Origin of the sequence: Nocardia miyunensis NBRC 108239 (genome assembly GCF_001613065.1) — a bacterium.
Lineage (GTDB): Bacteria > Actinomycetota > Actinomycetes > Mycobacteriales > Mycobacteriaceae > Nocardia > Nocardia miyunensis.
Genome location: NZ_BDBQ01000147.1, coordinates 1 through 17,455, shown reverse-complemented (window position 1 = coordinate 17,455; position 17,455 = coordinate 1). Strand labels below are relative to the sequence as shown.

At 67.7% G+C, this 17,455-nt stretch carries 16 protein-coding genes and 1 pseudogene; 11 read left to right on the top strand and 6 right to left on the bottom strand.

All coding sequences use genetic code 11. The features are described 5' to 3' along the window. The coding region (locus NM2_RS45480) for a family 1 glycosylhydrolase (RefSeq protein ID WP_067683532.1) at window positions 1-1,154 on the top strand (1,154 nt) is incomplete at its 5' end. Window positions 1,155-1,216: 62 nt separating this feature from the next. Here the strand turns inward: NM2_RS45480 and NM2_RS45475 are convergent. Continuing rightward, entirely contained in the window at window positions 1,217-2,716 is a 1,500-nt protein-coding gene (locus NM2_RS45475) for a flavin-containing monooxygenase (protein WP_067683530.1), read from the bottom strand. Between the two features lie 714 nt (window positions 2,717-3,430). Between NM2_RS45475 and NM2_RS45470 the strand changes: the two genes are divergently transcribed. From NM2_RS45470 to NM2_RS45460, 3 genes are all read left to right on the top strand, one after another. Further along, window positions 3,431-3,769, top strand: coding sequence for a hypothetical protein (locus NM2_RS45470; protein WP_067683528.1), 339 nt, complete (start codon window positions 3,431-3,433; stop codon window positions 3,767-3,769). Window positions 3,770-3,906: 137 nt separating this feature from the next. Beyond that, window positions 3,907-4,167, top strand: a complete 261-nt coding sequence (locus NM2_RS45465; protein ID WP_067683525.1) for a hypothetical protein — start codon at window positions 3,907-3,909, stop codon at window positions 4,165-4,167. A 33-nt stretch (window positions 4,168-4,200) separates the two neighbouring features. Further along, the gene (locus tag NM2_RS45460) at window positions 4,201-4,842 is read left to right on the top strand and encodes a response regulator transcription factor (RefSeq protein WP_067683523.1); all 642 of its coding nucleotides are present in this window, start codon (window positions 4,201-4,203) and stop codon (window positions 4,840-4,842) included. Window positions 4,843-4,857: 15 nt separating this feature from the next. On the opposite strand, the gene NM2_RS45455 is transcribed toward NM2_RS45460, so the two are convergent. Next, window positions 4,858-5,349, bottom strand: a complete 492-nt coding sequence (locus NM2_RS45455) for a pyridoxamine 5'-phosphate oxidase family protein (RefSeq protein ID WP_245718563.1) — start codon at window positions 5,347-5,349, stop codon at window positions 4,858-4,860. 197 nt (window positions 5,350-5,546) lie between these two features. On the opposite strand from NM2_RS45455, the gene NM2_RS45450 reads away from it, so the two are divergent. The 6 genes and pseudogenes from NM2_RS45450 to NM2_RS45430 all read left to right on the top strand — a co-directional run bounded on the left by NM2_RS45450 (window position 5,547) and on the right by NM2_RS45430 (window position 12,313). Next, window positions 5,547-7,340: a GAF domain-containing sensor histidine kinase gene (locus tag NM2_RS45450; protein WP_084532337.1), complete on the top strand. Its 1,794-nt coding sequence runs from the start codon at window positions 5,547-5,549 to the stop codon at window positions 7,338-7,340. A gap of 83 nt (window positions 7,341-7,423) precedes the next feature. Then, complete coding sequence (locus NM2_RS45445) at window positions 7,424-7,885, top strand: MarR family winged helix-turn-helix transcriptional regulator (protein WP_067683521.1); 462 nt, start codon at window positions 7,424-7,426, stop codon at window positions 7,883-7,885. A gap of 56 nt (window positions 7,886-7,941) precedes the next feature. Next, window positions 7,942-9,633, top strand: a pseudogene (locus tag NM2_RS52385) (MFS transporter); the annotation flags it as partial. After that, window positions 9,610-10,539 carry an MSCRAMM family protein gene (locus NM2_RS52380; protein ID WP_245718564.1) on the top strand — a complete coding sequence of 310 codons (930 nt, stop codon included), beginning with the start codon at window positions 9,610-9,612 and terminating at the stop codon, window positions 10,537-10,539. The pseudogene NM2_RS52385 and the gene NM2_RS52380, both read left to right, overlap by 24 nt. A 227-nt stretch (window positions 10,540-10,766) precedes the next feature. After that, the gene (locus NM2_RS45435) at window positions 10,767-11,276 is read left to right on the top strand and encodes an SRPBCC family protein (protein WP_067683519.1); all 510 of its coding nucleotides are present in this window, start codon (window positions 10,767-10,769) and stop codon (window positions 11,274-11,276) included. After that, on the top strand, window positions 11,276-12,313 hold the full coding sequence (locus tag NM2_RS45430; protein WP_067683517.1) for an LLM class flavin-dependent oxidoreductase: 1,038 nt from the start codon (window positions 11,276-11,278) through the stop codon (window positions 12,311-12,313). Before NM2_RS45435 ends, NM2_RS45430 begins: the two co-directional genes overlap by 1 nt. Window positions 12,314-12,523: 210 nt before the next feature. Here the strand turns inward: NM2_RS45430 and NM2_RS45425 are convergent, their stop codons facing one another. The 3 genes from NM2_RS45425 to NM2_RS45415 all read right to left on the bottom strand — a co-directional run bounded on the left by NM2_RS45425 (window position 12,524) and on the right by NM2_RS45415 (window position 15,953). Further along, complete coding sequence (locus NM2_RS45425; RefSeq protein WP_067683541.1) at window positions 12,524-13,699, bottom strand: damage-control phosphatase ARMT1 family protein; 1,176 nt, start codon at window positions 13,697-13,699, stop codon at window positions 12,524-12,526. A gap of 352 nt (window positions 13,700-14,051) precedes the next feature. Continuing rightward, entirely contained in the window at window positions 14,052-15,485 is a 1,434-nt protein-coding gene (locus tag NM2_RS45420; RefSeq protein WP_245718562.1) for an MFS transporter, read from the bottom strand. Between the two features lie 12 nt (window positions 15,486-15,497). Then, a complete protein-coding gene (locus tag NM2_RS45415) occupies window positions 15,498-15,953 on the bottom strand; it encodes a MarR family winged helix-turn-helix transcriptional regulator (RefSeq protein ID WP_067683515.1) in 456 nt (151 codons plus the stop codon). Between the two features lie 136 nt (window positions 15,954-16,089). On the opposite strand from NM2_RS45415, the gene NM2_RS45410 reads away from it, so the two are divergent. Then, a complete protein-coding gene (locus tag NM2_RS45410; RefSeq protein ID WP_067683536.1) occupies window positions 16,090-16,599 on the top strand; it encodes an Lrp/AsnC family transcriptional regulator in 510 nt (169 codons plus the stop codon). Between the two features lie 6 nt (window positions 16,600-16,605). Here the strand turns inward: NM2_RS45410 and NM2_RS45405 are convergent, their stop codons facing one another. Next, on the bottom strand, window positions 16,606-17,448 hold the full coding sequence (locus NM2_RS45405; protein ID WP_157121973.1) for a cutinase family protein: 843 nt from the start codon (window positions 17,446-17,448) through the stop codon (window positions 16,606-16,608). Between the last annotated feature and the right edge of the window lie 7 nt (window positions 17,449-17,455).

The window sequence follows — 17,455 nt, the reverse complement described above, 5'->3', positions numbered from 1 at the left end:
TGGACAGCAACTGGACCCGCTACGTCGCGAAGAACTCCAGCTACGACCCCTACCGCAACGCCGTCGACTTCTACACCCGCTACCCCGCCGACATCGCCCTGGCCGCGCAACTCGGCGTGAACGTCTACCGCGTCAGCATCGAATGGTCCCGCATCCAGCCCCACCCCGGGGGTTGGGACGGAAACGGCTTCGCCTTCTACGACCACGTACTGGACGCCATCGCCGCGCACGGCATGCGCCCCATGATCACCCTGGACCACTGGGTGTACCCCGGCTGGGTCGCAGATCGCGGCGGCTGGGCCGATACCCGGATGGCCGAACTCTGGCTCACCAATGCCCGAAAAGTGGTGGACCGCTACGCATCCCGCAATCCGCTCTGGGTCACCTTCAACGAACCCGCCTTCTACATAGTCAACGAGCTCACCAACGGCGGCCTGTCCGCGGATCGCGTGCCCACGATGCAACAGCGACTAGCCCAGGCGCACAACAGCATCTACGACCACATCCACCGCCGTCAGCCCGGCGCACGGGTCACCAGCAACATCGCCTACACCCTGGGCACCGCCGAACCCGCCCTCAACGGGCCCATGCTCGACGCCATCGCCGCCAAACTGGACTACATCGGCATCGACTACTACTACGGCTACAGCCCGCAATCGGCCCTCACCGCATCCCCCGCCGACTTCAAGAAGCTCTGGAATCAGCCGCTACAACCCGAAGGCATCTACTACGCGCTGGAATACTATGCGCGCCGATTCCCCGGCAAACCCCTCTACATCGTCGAGAACGGCATGCCGACGGAAAACGGCAAACCCCGCGCAGACGGTTACTCCCGCGCCGACGACCTGCGCGACACCGTCTACTGGCTCCAGCGCGCCAAGGCCGACGGCATGCCACTGATCGGCTACAACTACTGGAGCATCACCGACAACTACGAATGGGGCAGCTACACACCGCGTTTCGGCCTCTACACCGTCGACGTACTCACCGACCCGACACTGACCCGCCGCCCCACCGACGCCGTGCCCGCCTATTCGGCGATCACCCGCGCCGGTGGCGTCCCGGCCGGGTACCGGCCCACCCGCGCCCCGGCCGCCTGCGCCCTGGGCGACGCACCCACCAGCTGCCTCGACCCGGTCACCGTGCCGCACTGAGGAATTCACCGGGCTCCACCCGGCCGGTCGGAGCCCGGTCCGATCCTCGCACCCGGCGCCGTTCAGGCCGTGCGCGACTCCACGGTCGCCCGTGTCGCGGCCGGACGGCGGCCGAACTCGAGCACACCGTCCTCGATGGCGCCCTTGCGCAGCAGCTTGCGATCCCGGAAATAGTTGTTGATCACCTGCCACGGGCCGTGCGTGCCCTGCCGGGGCATCACCGCGTCGCCGCGCTGGATATATCCGGACGTCAGCGCACCGCCCATCACCGAATGCTCCGACCGGTCGCCCTCACGCGGCACCGCCACCACCGTCGAATACCCCTGGGACCGCATATGATTCAGCAGGCGGCAGAAGTATTCGGCGGCCAGATCGGCCTTCAGCGTCCACGACGCATTCGTATAGCCCAGCACGATCATCGCGTTCGGCACACCGCCCAGCAGTGCGCCCTTGTACGCCACCAGGTCCCGCGTCCGCACCGGCTCGCCGTCGATCCTGAGCTGGGCCCCGCCCAGCATCTGCACCGTCAGCCCCGTCGCGCTGATGACGATATCCGCCGCGAGTTCCTCACCCGACTCGAGCCGGATCCCGGTTTCGGTGAAGGTCTCGATCCGATCGGTGACGATCGAGGCACGGCCTTCGCGCAGCACCTTGAACAGATCCCCGTTCGGCACCACGCACAGCCGCTGATCCCACGGGTCGTACTTCGGGCTGAAGTGCCGCATATCGATCCCGGAACCGACCTGCAACCGCACCGCGCTCAACAGCAGTTTGCGCGACAGCCTCGGATTGGTGCGCGAGAGCTGGAAGCTCGCCCGCTGCAATGCGATATTGCGTGCCCGGCCGATCCGATAGGCGATCGCCTCGGGCACCTTCGCCGCCTTGAATCCGGCCGCCACCGGATCCTCCGCCGGAAGCGCGGTGATGTACGTGGGCGAGCGCTGCAGCATCGTCACGTGCGCCGCGTCGTCGCTCATCGCGGGAATCAGGGTGATCGCGGTCGCGCCGCTGCCGATCACCACCACCCGCTTGCCGCGATAGTCCAGGTCCTGCGGCCAGTGCTGCGGATGCACGATCGGCCCGCGGAACGTCTCCTCCCCCGGGTAATCCGGCCGGTAGCCGTTGTCGTAGTCGTAGTAGCCGGTGCAGCCGATCAGGAAATCGCTCGTGTACGTCTCGGTCTCACCGGTCTGCTCGTCCACCGCCGTGACCGTCCAGATCCCCGCCTCGCTCGACCAGCTCGCCTCGGTCATCCGCCGCCCGAACCGAATGTGTTCGGTCACCCCGTACTCCGCGGCGGTATCGGCCACGTACTGCTGGATGTGCGGCCCGTCGGCCAGCACCTTCGTCCCGTTCCACGGCCGGAACCCGTAGCCGAAGGTGTACATGTCCGAATCGGACCGAATTCCCGGGTACCGGAACAGATCCCACGTCCCGCCGATGGCCGTCCGCCGCTCCAGAACGGCGTAACTGCGCCCCGTCCCCTCCCGGGTCAGATGGCAGGCCATCCCGATTCCCGAAAGACCCGCGCCGATGATCAGTACGTCGACATGCCGCGCCATTGAGGTTTCCGTTCCGTGCGATACCACCCGGACGACCGTGACCGGGCACACCCGAAGGGTACCTGTTATCGACGGTTACGTCTAGATGATCGCCACTCGCGTCGCCGCATTCCGGAGCCACCGGCCATCAGCCCCCGGAAACGGCCGCCTCGGCCAAGTCTCATCGCTTCGTGCGACACGAGAACCACTACCCCTCTGCTCTGTGCGGTTGTTTGAACTGGAGTGTTCCATCTTTGGTGATGCCAGTTGAGGTATTTTGCATGTATAGATTCGCATATGCCGATACTCCAATTGATAAGCCATCAACGACTCTGTTCCAGGTCATGGATCGAACCCCGCCCTTCGCACGGATCGACCGAGACGATCCCCACTGTCCCAACTACACTCGGCGCACTCCTACCCCGTCTCCCGCCGAGACCGAAATCGTCTGCCGTCCAAGCGTTTCGGGTGAGCACGCCCCCTCCCCTTACATCTGCGCCACACTCGGATGAAGTTACATATTTCAATGCGAATATCTGCGTAGGAATGTTTTCTGGCGATAGCATCGAGACAAGCGGCAGATGTCCGCCCGGCGAGCGAGTGGACACCTCCCGCACGGCGGCCACACCCCGCGGTAACCGCTGCGTACCGGTTTCGATCCGATTCCGATCGGCCGTCGGAAACCGTTCGCGGGCACGTCTTTTCGCAGTAACCTTGAGGGACGAGGTGATGAGGGTGGACATCGTTATCTTCGCCGCGTGTGCGATGGCCGTGCTGGTCGCCTGGTGTGTCGTCGCGTTGCGGATCACCGGGCGAATACGTGGCGTGCGGCTGCACCGACGATCAACCCGGCCCACTCCCCCGGCCGTGCCGCAGGATCAGCCCGCCCCGGTGATCGATATGCGACTGAGCGTCGAATGGGCGTCGCCGAGACAGGTGTGGCCCGCGCTTACGGCGGAGAACATGCTGCTGGCGGCCCGTCTTGCCGGGCGGATGACGCCGGGGGAATATCGCGCTCGCATGCTGGAGCTCGCCCGCCGCTGCGAGCCGCGACCGACCGCCGGGAGCGAATGAGGCGGTCGCCAGGCCTCGGACCAGGGACTTTCGGCCCCTGGGCGGGAGCCGCCCGGCCCTGCCAAGACTCCGCGAAACGGACAAGTCTGGTCCCAGCGAGTTGCCTCCCCCCTCCATCGACGACGTTCAGGACCGAGTTGAACAGCATCCCCCTCGCCCATACGCATACCGCATCTCCCCTCCACGAGGGACGCGCGCCGGTCTGGCCCGCGCTCACCCTCGCAGCCCTGATGTTCGCCGCGGCGGCCGCCTGCGTGCCGTGGTTGCAGGGCTGGGCAACCGACTACGGCGCCATCCTGGTTTACTGGGCGTTGGCCTTGCACCTGGCCATCGCGATCGGCTTGGTGCGATGGGCTGTGCGGACCCGACGAACGGATTATCGTAGCCAGAGGTATTAGCCACAGGCACAGCACCGAGAACGGATATCGCCGATGATCAAGGTGTTCCTCGTCGACGACCACGAGATCGTGCGTCGCGGCTTGGTCGACCTGCTCGGAGAGGACCCAGAACTGACCGTTGTCGGTGAGGCCGGCGACGTGGCGCAGGCGATGGCGCGCATACCCTCGCTACGGCCCGACGTGGCCGTGCTGGATGTGCGCCTGCCCGACGGAAACGGCATCGAACTGTGCCGCGAGCTACTCTCCCGCCTCGACGCCCTGCGCTGCCTGATCCTCACCTCCTACACCGATGAGCAGGCCATGATGGACGCCATCCTGGCCGGCGCCAGCGGCTACGTGGTCAAGGACATCAAGGGTATGGAATTGGCCCGCGCGATCAAGGAGGTCGGTTCGGGCAGGTCCCTGCTGGACAATCGCGCCGCCGCGGCCCTGATGACGCGCCTGCGCGAGGGCACCGACGGTCCCCTCGCCGCGCTGACCGACCAGGAACGCAAACTTCTGGAACTGCTCGGCGAGGGTCTGACCAACCGGCAGATCGCCGAGCGCATGTTCCTCGCGGAGAAGACCATCAAGAACTACGTCTCGCGGCTGCTGGCCAAGCTGGGGTTCGAACGGCGCACGCAGGCCGCGGTATACGCGTCCAAACTCCGTACCGAACAACACAATTCGTTCTGATCGAGGCAGGTCCGCTCAGTGTGGGCCCGCTCGCGCGAAACCGGTGACGATCGTCGGTTCGATGGCGACCACGACGTCGTCGGTGCCGTCCAGCCACGTTCGCAATATCGGGTCGTACCGCGCGATCAGGTCCGGATCGGTGATCGGATACGCCGGCCCGGTCACCACCACCGCCCACCCGGTCTGTCCGCCCGGGTCGAGGTTGTCGACCTCGTAGGCGACCACGACCCGGTCCCGCTCGCCGATCGCCTCGCTGGGGCGGGAGTGCAGCCGGACCAGCACGAAGATCCGATCATCCCGCACGATGTGCCGCACCGGCCGGATCGCGGGAAGCGCGTCGCGGGTGAAGACCACGCGCCCGCACGGCGCGTGCGCCAGCAGCTGCATCGCCTCGACACGATCGAGATCGACCGCCGCGCCGAGACTCGACAGGCCGCCGCGCGTGGGCTCCGGCTCTACGTCGGTCGGGCTCGGATCGGCGCCGGACGGGCTCGGATCGATCCACACGTCGCGATCGTCTCCTTCCGCACCACTGGTCGCCCCCTTTTCCTGTCGTCGTCCATCCGACCACCACAGGCGGGCCCTCCGACAGAGAACAAGGTCCCCAGCCGGGACGGACCCGCACCTGATGAGCCGCACAGCCCGAGCCGAGCGTATGATTTGCGGGCCCGAGCGTGACCCCGCTGACCACCAGGATTGCCGACATGGCCGATCTGCCGGACAGGGCGGCGCAACACTCGACGCCGCCCGGTACCCACGCACCGGTACGGTCCGGGCAGTTGTCCGAGGCCGAACCGTACTCTGTGCGTGATACCTTGTCGCAGTTACGATTACGGGAACTGCTCGCTGAGGTCAGAGATCGCGTGGACGAGGTCATCGATGTCCGCGACCGGATGGACGAACTGGTCGAGGCGATTCTGGCGATCACCTCCGGGCTCGACCTGGACGACACCCTGCACACCATCGTCCGCACCGCGATCAGCCTGGTGGACGCCGGTTACGGTGCACTCGGCGTATACGGGCCGGATCGGCGTCTGGACAATTTCGTGTATCAGGGGGTCGACGCCGCCACCCGCGATCTGATCGGCGATCTGCCGCGAGGTTGCGGCGTGCTGGGCCTGATGTACGACCCTCCGCGCACGGTGCGGCTGACCGATGTCACCGCGCATCCCGCCGCGGTCGGATTTCCACCGAATCATCCACACATGACATCGTTTCTCGGTGTGCCCGTTCGCATTCGGGCCGATGTCCTGGGTGGTCTGTACCTGACCGACAAGTCCGGCGGGCAGGCGTTCACCGAGGACGACGAGGTGATCGTCGGGGCACTGGCCGCCGCGGCCGGTATCGCGATCGACAACGCCCGCCTGTACGAATCGGTCCGGGACCGCGAGGACTGGACCGCGGCCACCCGCGACATCACCACCGAATTCCTGGCGGGTGCGCCCACGACGGAGGTTCTGGCGCATCTCACCGACCGGGCTCGCATCCTCACCCGCTCGGAGTGGGCGTGCCTGGCGCTGGTCCCGGACCCGGACGACCCGGAGGCCACGTCCGGCGAGCTCGAGATCACCGAATGGTCCGGTCCCGCAGGACGATTCGGCCCCGGACACGTACTCCGCACCGACGGCACCGCGCTCGGGGCGGTGCTGTGCGAGCGCGTGACCAGGCGGTTCGACGACGCCGGATCCTGCGACCTGTCCGATCTCGTCCCGGACCACGGTCCGGTCCTCATCGCACCGCTGCACACACCCGATGCCCGGATCGGGGTACTGATGTTCGCGCGTGCCGCCGGATCCGGGCCGTATTCCGCCGAACTCGCCGATCTGGTCACCGGATGCACCGATCAAGCGGCGATGGCGATGCGGCTGGCGAGGGCGCAGCGCCGGATGCAGGTGATCGATATCCTCACCGACCGCGACCGGATCGCACAGGATCTGCACGATCACGTCATCCAGCAGCTGTTCGCCATCGGCCTGACCCTGCAGGGAACCATCCCGCGGACGCAGTCGACGATGGTGCGCGAGCGGCTGACCGGCGTGGTCAACGACCTGCAGGACGTGGTGCAGGAGATCCGGACCTCCATCTTCGAACTGCACGGCGGTGACCGGCGCGGCGCGCAGCTGCGCGAGCGCATCGAGTGGGCGATCCGGCAGCAGTGCGCGCACCGCGGCGAGGTGCGGTCCGCGCTGCGGGTCGACGGGCCGCTCTCGGTGATCGAACCAGAACTCGCCGAGCACGCGGAAACCGTTGTGCGCGAGGCGGTCGCCGAGGCCATGCGGCGTTCGGGCGCCACGAACGTGGAGATCTCGATCGGCGTCGGGGACGATCTCACGGTTCTGGTGACCGACGACGGCACACCCGATCTGGGTGATGTGCCGTCCGCGGCACTGGCGGAACTGCGCCGCCGCGCCGAGCGGTCCGGCGGCCGATTCTCCGTGGGCCCGGCCGCGCCGACGACAACCGGAACCCGCCTGTTCTGGTCCGCTCCCCTGCACTGACCGACGGCGTCGATCGTTTCGGACGGAATCTTCGTCCGAAATAAACATAGGTAGCCTATATAGGTATGTGATACACACGACATATGGGCACACCGCACCCCGATGAGGACCTGGGCGAGATGGCCTCGACCCTGATCGAGGTGTCCGCGATGTTGGTGCGGCAATTGCCGAGCCGGCAGCAGATGAGCCTGACGACGATCTCCACCCTGGGCCGGTTGGATCGAGAGGGCCCGCAGCGCCTCACCGCCCTGGCCGCCGCGGAGGGCGTCGCCCAGCCATCGATGACCCAGTTGGTGCACAAGCTCGAGGCGGGCGGGCTCGTCGCGCGCCGACCCGATCCGCAGGACGGGCGCGGATGCCTCGTCGAGGTCACCGCGGCCGGACGCCGGATACTCACCGAGCGTCGCCGCGAACGCCGGGACTGGCTCGCCGAACGTCTGGCCGCGCTCTCCGACCGGGAGCGCGGCGAACTGGACGCGGCGATGCGGACCGCATTACCCATCGTGCGCCGGGCCGTGTGGCCCGGCGACATGCTCGATAAGTAAGTGCGGCAGGGGTTTTCCCGAAACCCCTGCCGGAGTTCGACGGACGGAACAGATCGATGACTATCGAAGAACTGACCCGAGCCGCGGGCGAGGGGCCCGGGGGCCGCAGCACCTGGATCGGTGTCGACCATCCCCGCTACAAGTGGGTGGCCCTGACCAATACCACGCTCGGCATGCTGATCGCGACCGTCAACGCCTCGATCGTGCTGATCTCGCTGCCGGGCATCTTCAACGGCATCCGCCTCGATCCACTGCAACCCGGCAACGTCAGCTATCTGCTGTGGGTGCTGATGGGCTACATGCTCGTCACCGCCGTACTGGTCGTCGCGCTGGGGCGCCTGGGCGACATGTGGGGGCGGGTGCGCATCTACAACGCCGGATTCGGCATCTTCACCGTCACCTCGGTGGCGTTGTCGCTGGATCCGCTGCACGGCGGAGGCGGGGCGCTGTGGCTGATCGGCTGGCGTCTGGTGCAGGCCGTCGGCGGCGCGATGCTGATGGCCAACTCCGCGGCCATCCTCACCGACGCGTTTCCGGCCCGTCAGCGCGGAATGGCGTTGGGCGTGAACATGGTCGCCGGTATCGCCGGATCGTTCGTCGGGCTGATCCTGGGCGGTGCGCTGGTGGCGTGGGACTGGCGGTCGGTGTTCTGGGTCAACGTGCCGATCGGACTCATCGGCACGGTGTGGGCGTATCGCTCGCTGCACGAGACCGGTGTGCGCACGCCGGGGCGGATGGACTGGTGGGGCAATCTGACCTTCGCCATCGGGCTCACCGCCCTGCTCGCCGGAATCACCTACGGCATCCAGCCCTACGGCGGGCACACCATGGGCTGGACGAATCCATGGGTGCTGGCCGGACTGATCGGCGGCGCGGTGATGCTGGTGGTGTTCTGCGTCGTGGAGATCAAGGTCGCCGAGCCGATGTTCCCGCTGCGTCTGTTCCGCAACGCCGAATTCGCCGGCGGCAACGCGGCCACGCTGCTGGGCGCGATCGCGCGCGGCGGGTTGCAGTTCATGCTGATCATCTGGCTGCAGGGCATCTGGTTGCCGCTGCACGGGTACGACTATGCGGACACACCGCTGTGGGCCGGAATCTATCTGCTGCCGCTGACGTGCGGATTCCTCGTCGCGGGACCGATCGCCGGACACCTGTCGGACCGATTCGGGGCGCGGCAGTTCGCGGCCGCGGGATTCGTGGTGATGGCCTTGTCCTTCGGCGGAATGCTCGCGCTGCCAACCGATTTCGCCTACTGGGTGTTCGCGCTGCTGGTCTTCGTCAACGGTCTGGGCAGCGGACTGTTCGCCGCGCCGAACACCGCGCTCATCATGTCCAGCGTTCCGGCCGCGGCCCGGGGCGCGGCATCGGGTATGCGTGCGACGTTCCAGAACGCCGGCATGGTGCTGTCGATGGGCGTGTTCTTCTCGCTGATGATCGCCGGACTCGCCGGATCCATGCCGCACACGCTGTTCACCGGACTCACCGATCAGGGCGTACCCGCCGCGGCAGCCCGGTCGATCTCCGCACTTCCGCCGGTGGGGGTGCTGTTCGCGGCCTTCCTGGGCTACAACCCGATCGAGCATCTGCTGGGTCCGGACATTCTGAGCCACCTGCCCGCGGCGAACGCCGAAACGTTGACCGGACGTCAGTTCTTCCCGCATCTGGTCTCACAGCCCTTCCACGACGGGCTGGTCGTGGTGTTCTCCATGGCGATCGCGATGTCGGTGGTGGCGGCGATCGCCTCGCTCGTGCGCAGCCGCACGCCGGTTACGGCCGTGGAGGTCGAGGAGTGCACCGGATCTCGCGGAATCGTCACGGGCGCAACGGATGACGAGGCCGCAGTGGCCGCGTCGATCGCAGCCGCCGAATACTCCGCGACCGGCGACGGTGGCGTACCCGGTATCGGCGGGCGGGTCACCGATGCGGGCGGGCGCGCGGTGTCCGCGGCGGCACTCACCCTGGTCGATCATCACGGCCATCAGTACGGCCGCACCGGATCGCGCGACGACGGCGGATATGCGCTGCCGCTGCCGCCACCGGGACAGTACGTGCTGATCACCGCTGCGGATACGCACCGGCCGCATGCGACGCCGTTGTCCGTGGGTGCGCGGCCGATCGTTCACGATGTGGTGCTGTCGGGTGGCACGAGTCTGTTCGGCCGCGTCCTGGCGCAGGGAGATACCACGGTGCCGGGGGCCACCATCGTGGTCATCGACGTCCACGGCGAAGTCGTCGGGACCGCGACCTCCGACGTGGACGGCGGTTATATGGTCGCCGGGCTGTTTCCCGGGACGTTCACCCTCACCGCACACGCTCCCGGGTACCGTCCCACGGCCGCGTCGGTCGCGGTGGGCGCCGAGGACACCGTGCGCTGCGACCTCGCGCTCGCGTATGCGGCCGCGATCTCCGGGACGGTGCGGCACGACAGCACCGACTCGCCCATCCCGGACGCCCGCATCACACTGCTGGCCGCCGACGGCACCGTGGTCGCCACGGCCGTCTCCGACCAGTCGGGCGCCTATACGTTCGCGGACCTGATCCCCGGCGATTACACCCTGTGCGCGAGCGGACATCCGCCGGTGTCGGCGGTCGTCACGCTCAACGGTGCGGGCGATCCGAATCTCGACCTGCACTTCGATACCCCGTCTCACTGACCGGCGGGCGGACACGCACCGAATTCTTTTCTCGCAGTGCGGCATTGCATCGGGTGCAGCTCCGCGTCCATGGCGTGACCGCGGCGGGTGCACGGCGGATGAGCGCGCTGGGCGGGCAGGTTCGCGACGATGCACGTGCGACCGCGCACGGCAGCGCTCCCCTCGCTTGACATGCATAGTCCATCTACGCAACTATCCAGATCAGCCGATGATACGGAGGTGTTCGCATGGAGTGGACGGGCGCGAAGTACGCCGATGGTCCGACCGCCGAGGTCGAGATCTGGATCGATGCGCCGCCGCGGCGGGTCTGGGAGATCGTCTCGGACATCACGCTCATGCCGCAGTTCAGCGATGAGCTGAAGGAGGCGAACTGGGTGGGCGAGGCGAGCGGGCCCGCGGTCGGCAACACCTTCCTCGGCAGCAACAGCCATCCGGCGCTGGGCGAGTGGCAGACCACCTCGCACGTCGTGGAATGCGATGCGCCGCGTACCTTCGCCTGGGCGGTGAGCGATCCGGACAATCCCACCGCCACCTGGCGTTTCACCCTCGAACCGCGCGACGGCGGCACCGTGCTGCGGCAGTGGATGCGGATGGGCCCGGCCCGTTCGGGCTTGTCGCTGGCCATCGATCGGATGCCGGACAAGGAGGAGAAGATCGTCTTCGTCCGGATGCGTGAATTCGAATCCGGGATGACCGGCACGGTCGCGGCGATCAAGGCCCGCGCGGAAGCGTCGTGATGAGAACCGCGACGACCGTCGAGGTCTCCGACAATGCCCGCGAGACAATGGATTTCGTCCTCGAAGCGGAGAAGCTCGGCTTGGACGTGTGCTGGGTGGCCGAGGCGTGGGGATCCGACGCGCCGTCCGTGCTGGGTTATCTGGCGGCCCGGACCGATCGAATCCGGTTGGGCTCGGGCATCATTCAGCTCGGTACCCGCACTCCGGTGGCCATCGGGCAGGCCGCGCTGACGCTGGCCGATCTGTCCGGGGGCCGATTCCTGCTCGGGCTGGGCGCGTCCGGACCACAGGTCATCGAGGGGCTGCACGGGGTGCGGTTCGACCACCCGCTGACCCGGATGCGCGAGACCGTGCAGATTGTACGGCAGGTGTTCGCGGGTGAGAAGATCTCCTTCTCCGGCAAGCACTTCCGGATTCCGCTGCCCGGCGAGTCCCGCCCGATGCGACTGTCCAAGGCCGCCGATCCGGACATCCCGATCTACCTGGCCACCCTCTCCCCCAGGATGCTCGAGTTGACCGGCGAGATCGCCGACGGGTGGCTCGGCACAAGCTTCGTCCCCGAGGGTGCGCACGCCTATTTCGACCACCTGGACGCCGGACTCGCCGCGGCCGGACGCACCCGAGTCGACCTCGATATTTGTCAGGGTGCCGAGGTCGCGCTGTTCGACGACGCCGATCGGCTGCACTCGCATATCGGCAGCCGCAAGCTCGAACTCGCCTTCAGCATCGGTGGTATGGGCAGCGCGGGCACCAACTTCTACAACGCCGCCTACGGCCGCCAGGGCTGGTCACAGGTCACCGGCGAGATCCGGGAACGCTGGCAGGCCGGGGACCGCGAGGGTGCGACCGGGCTGGTCACCGACGAGATGGTCCTGGCCACCACGCTGATCGGCACCGAGGACATGGTGCGCGAGCGGCTGCGCGTCTGGCGTGCGGCGGGCGTGGACACGGTCCGCCTCTACCCCGCCGGGGAATCCCTGTCGGACAAGCTCACCACGCTCGGCCGCGCGCTCGAGCTGGTCGCGCAGGTCGGCTGAGCCACAACAACTCCCGCACGGACCGCACCCGGATCGGCTCGGTGGCCACAACGAGTCGTGCCCGGACCACGGACGCGATTCAACAGGGCGGCCCGATGGGCCACACACTGAACCCCGGGCCGCCAACCCCTGCCCGGACACAGAGAGACCCGCAACTTCGTGTGTCCTCGGCGCAGTGCAGCAGCGAGAGCGGAGCAGCAGCGCACCACGTCACTCGTGATCGGCGGCACGCGGCCAGGCGCACTGGATGACCGCGTAGTCGCCGCTCGTCCGCCAGCCCGGATCCGTGGCGTCGAGTTCGGCGGCCCGGCCGTCGGGCAGGCCCGTGGCGACATCGCATTTGAGGGTGCGCAGGGCGGTCACCGGGGACGGGAAGTAGCCTGCCAGGTCGGTGAACGGGGTGGTCGGCGGCCAGTAGCAGTCGCCAACCAGGCGGCGGTAGTTCAGATCGCCCTTGAGGATCGTCATTGTCGCGGTGGCCAGCTCGGCCGCGAGATCAGCGGGCAGGTCGTGGTATGTCAGTGGGGCGCAGAAGAATTCGTGCGTGCGCGGGACGAGCCGATCCTCGCTAATCGCCTGCCACAGCCGCTGTCCGATGCGCTGCGCCTGCGGTTCGTCGGTCGTGCGCAGCAATCGCAGCACGGCCAGCAGATCGTGCGGCGTGGCGTCGGAGACGTAGTAAGGCTGTGGCTTGAGGTAGAGCACGATCCGCGCCGCCCGGCCCGTGCTGAGCAGATGATCGGCCAGGACCAGGTCGGGCAGGAGTTCGCGACCGGCGTTGTCGGCGATCAGGCAGACCGTCGCCTCGTTCGAGCCGTCCAGCGCCGACCACAGCTGTGCGCTGTCGTCCGCGAGCAGTCCGGTGCGGGCGCCGGGACCGGCCGTGAGCCGGAATCCGAGGTCGGCCTGATTGCCCCATAGGGCCGACCGGAGCAGCGCGTCGCGTGCGGTGTCATCGGACGCGGCCGAGATGTCCGCGAGGGCCGCGAGCTCGGCGGCGACCTGCGGGGTGTCCAGTTCGGCGTACTTCTTGGGCGCGAACGGATCCACTCCCACCCATGCGCCGGGACCGAAATACCCCACCGCCTCGAGCAGGCGGCGATAGAAATAGCTCTCGGCCCACAGGAACGAGGCCTCGCGCCACGGCCGACCCCACAGCTCACGGCCCCAGGCCAGCCAGTGCGGCAGATCCGGCGCGGCGGTGCTCAGCTGTTCGATCACCCCGTCGCGACTCTCGTCCAGCAGGCGATGCAGAGCCGCACGCTGGGCCGGACCGTAGGGATGTCCGGCGATGACCTGATCGATAAGTAGAGGATGCCGGTCGTGGAACACGCTGTGCGGGAACGTGCCCGGGACTCCGGCGAGAATCGGCGGCGCGGCGATCATGCTCCGATCCTGTCGTATCGGCGTGGACGGCACGGAAGCGGCCCCACGGTAGCGATGAATCCGCAGGCTACCGATCAGCACACTCAATGTACCGGCGGCATCCGTCAAGTCATTCGAACAGCGCCGCACGGCTTGGTGGCGGCAGGGAAAAACGATACGCAGTCCCGCGCAGACACAGGCGATTTCGGAGATATCCGAAAGCCATTGGGCAAAAACATCATTGGAATCCACCGGAATGAGTTCCGGATCCCCGCAACGCCGGTCACCGGCGCGAAGCGGGCCGCGGGGGCAATCGCGGCCCGCTCTGTCGAGCCGTCTCGTTCATCGAGACACCCGCGAGCTTAGCGAGCATTCAGCTATCTCGTGGCGTTTCAGCGCTTCCGATCCGGCCGACTCGGACGAGCGACCGATCCAGCGCGGTGACCACCAGCAGCAGACCCGATACGACCAGGACGAACAGGGCCAGCTCGTGCAGTCCGGCGGTATTCGCGGTCGCGGGGAAGAACGCGCCGTTGGCACTGGAGGCGATGAGCGCGCCGAGATACATGAACGTCCGTAGCAATCCGGCCGAGGAGCCCATCCGGGTCGGGTCGGCCTGGTGGTACACCGCGTTCTGGTTGGCCAGATTGAGCAGCCCCTGCGGCACGCCGACCACCAGCGCGATGCCCAGCAGCAGCCAGATCGCCGTCGAACCGTGCGCCATCAGCAACAACGCGCCGCTGACCAACTGCACGAGCGCGCCGGCGACGAGCTTGCCGCGAACCCCCGGACGGCGACCGGTGGTGGTGGACACCAGGATCGCGGTCACGAACGTGGGCAGCAGCACCAGCCCCGCCACCGAGGCGCTCAGGCCGCGGCCGTCCTCCAGCCACTGGGTGAATCCGTAGAGGTAACAGTAGGTGACCGTGGCCGCGAGAACCGATCGCACGTAGGTGGCGACCAGCGGGATGTTGCCGCCGAGCACCCGCAGATCGATGAACGGCTCGGCGGTCCGCAATTCCCGCACCACCAGCGCGACGGCGCATACGGCGCTGATCGCGAGCAGATAGAGGTTCGACACGCGCGGGGTCATCACGAACAGCAGCAGCGAGACCAGCATCCCGGCGAAGGCCGCGATCCCGGCGAAGTCGATCCGGGAGACCGACCGCGATTCCCCCTGCCGCACAGCCGCATTCGGAAAACGCAGCCAGCCCAGCACGAACCCCGCGACCGCCAGGGGAATGTTCACCGCGAACGTCGCGCGCCAGCCGCCCACGCCGATCAGCACCCCGCCCAGGGACGGCCCGATCACCGAGATCGTCTGATTCGCCACCGCCAGCAGGGTCAGTATGCCGCCGGGGCTGTGCTTTCCGCTGCGTTCGGATTCGCTGCGCAGCAGATACATGGCCGATGGATAACCCGCGCAGGTACCGAAGCCCAGGATCACCCGCGCGAGGATGAGCACACCCAGATTCGGCGCGAATGTGCCGAGCAGACCGGCGATTCCGGTCAACGCGGTACCGGTCAGGAACAGTCGCCGGGGACCGTACAGGTCGACCAGACGCCCCACGACCGGTTGTCCGACGGCGGTGGCCAGATACAGCGCGGAGATCAGCCAGGCCGTCTGCGACGGGGCCGCACCGAAGGCGCGCCCGATCGGCACCAGCGATACGGCGATGATCGAGGAGTTGATCGGATTCAGGATCGACCCCAGCACCATCGGGGCGATCAGCTTGCGGTCGAACCCGTCGTCGTCACGGCGGATGCGGCGCAATGGCGCCGCCACACGTTCCAATACTGCGGTCAAGGGCTCACCTCGTCACGGATCGAGCTGGATCAGCCGTTCCAGCAGGGCCATCGCCTCGAGGACGGTCATCCGCTCGGATTCGGTGAAGTTGTCCTCCAGCTGTCTGGCCAGCCACTCCTGCCCGCTCCGGGATCGATCGTCGAAGATTGCGCGGCCGGCGGGACTCAGCGACACCAGCTGTTTGCGGCCGTCCTGCGGATCGGGGCGGCGTCGGATCAGACCCCGCTCGTCGAGGACGGCGAGGGTGGCGGCCATCGACTGCGGGCGCACCCGCTCGGCCGCGGCCAGTTCACTGGCCGATGCGTCCCCCTGTTTGCCCAACCGGCTCAGCACCGCGGTCTGCGTCGGGGTGAGCTCGCGATTGTCCGCGAGCTCGTGCAGACGGCGACGGAGACGGCCGACTACGGTCCGCAGTTCGCGCGAGGCACGCACGGAGGATTCCGAGACGTCTCCAGGGATCTGGTCCATACTTCTACGGTAGACTAATCAGTTTCAACTGTCCAGTTTCACCTGTGCGGTTGTCGAGCACGCTCGACAACCGGAACCCCGCAGTATCTTCCGATATGTCCGAATCTGCCGAATGATCTTCTATAAGGTCGTCGGTATGCGCAAGACCGATCAGGCACCCGCTCCGCGTCCGGCACGCACGCCCGCCGTACTCGACGACGTCGACCGCATCCTGCTCGACGAACTGTCCCGCGACGGCCGGATCACCAACCACGCACTCGCCGCAGCGGCGGGGATCGCCCCCTCGACCTGTCTGGGCCGCGTCCGGTCACTGGTCGAACGCGGCGTCATCCGCGGCTTCCACGCCGATATCGATCCGGTGGCTCTGGGCCGCAGCCTGCAGGCCATGATCGCGGTGCGAGTGCAGGCCGGGGCGCGACCGCATCTGGCCGAATTCGGCGAGCAGCTCGCCGCGCTGGAGGAGGTGATCGACGTGTACTTCATCGCCGGGGCCGACGACTACCTCGTGCACGTGGCCACCGCCGACACCGAGGGGTTGCGCCGGTTCGTGCTGGAACATCTCAGCGCCCACCCCGCGGTGGCGAGCACCGAGACGATCCTGATCTTCGAACACGTCCGGCCACGCGCCCGCGCCGACCGGAGCTGACCGGCCCTACCGCCGAGCCACATCCGACAGCCAGCCGTGCAGCCAGCTGGTCGCCGTCGCACCGGAGTTGTCCACCACGTAGAACGGATAACGCTGGTGCACAGAGGATTTCAGGAAGCGCCGCAACTCCCGCGCCCGCTCGTCGTTGGCGGCCGCGGTGAACTGGCTCTGTAACCTCGGGATGCCGCCCGCGGCCATCACATCGCCGAGGATCGACTGCGCATCCTGCTGATAACTGCCCACGCGCGCCGGATCGGGTGCGGAGATGCGCGCGAAGAAGCCCGCGATGCGGGTCGCGAAATCGTCCGTCGGCGTGGAGCAGTACAGGTCCCCCACCGCGCAGAACGTGCGCACCCTGGGCGTGAGCAGGCCGAATCCGCCGATCCGCGGCCCCTCCGCGCCCGCACCCGCGACCGGCGGGCCGATCAGGATGTCCGTCGGCGAGCGCCGCGGATCGGCGACCAGGCCCACCGCGTCCACCCGGACCGGTGAGACCGCACCGAATCCGGTGCCGATCTCGGCCGCCAGATCACCCGCCGCGTCCGCGCCCTGGCTGTAGCCCAGAAGTGCCAATCGCGTTGCGACGCAACGCTGTGCCATCGTCGAGATCATGGCGCGGGCGGTGTCCACGGCCTGCTGTTTGGACCGGCCATACACCTCGCCCTCCCAGGGCAGCGCGGTCGCCGGGTAGTCGACGTAATCGGTGCGCACCCCGCTGGGCAGGCCGTTGGTGACCCGCGCGAGCATGCCCTTGCGGGGATCCTCCCGGGAGGTCTCCCAGGTGCCGGGAATCGCCACGACGTACATGCGCGGACATCGGGACGGGGCGGCGTGCGCCGCGGGCGCCACGCCCGCC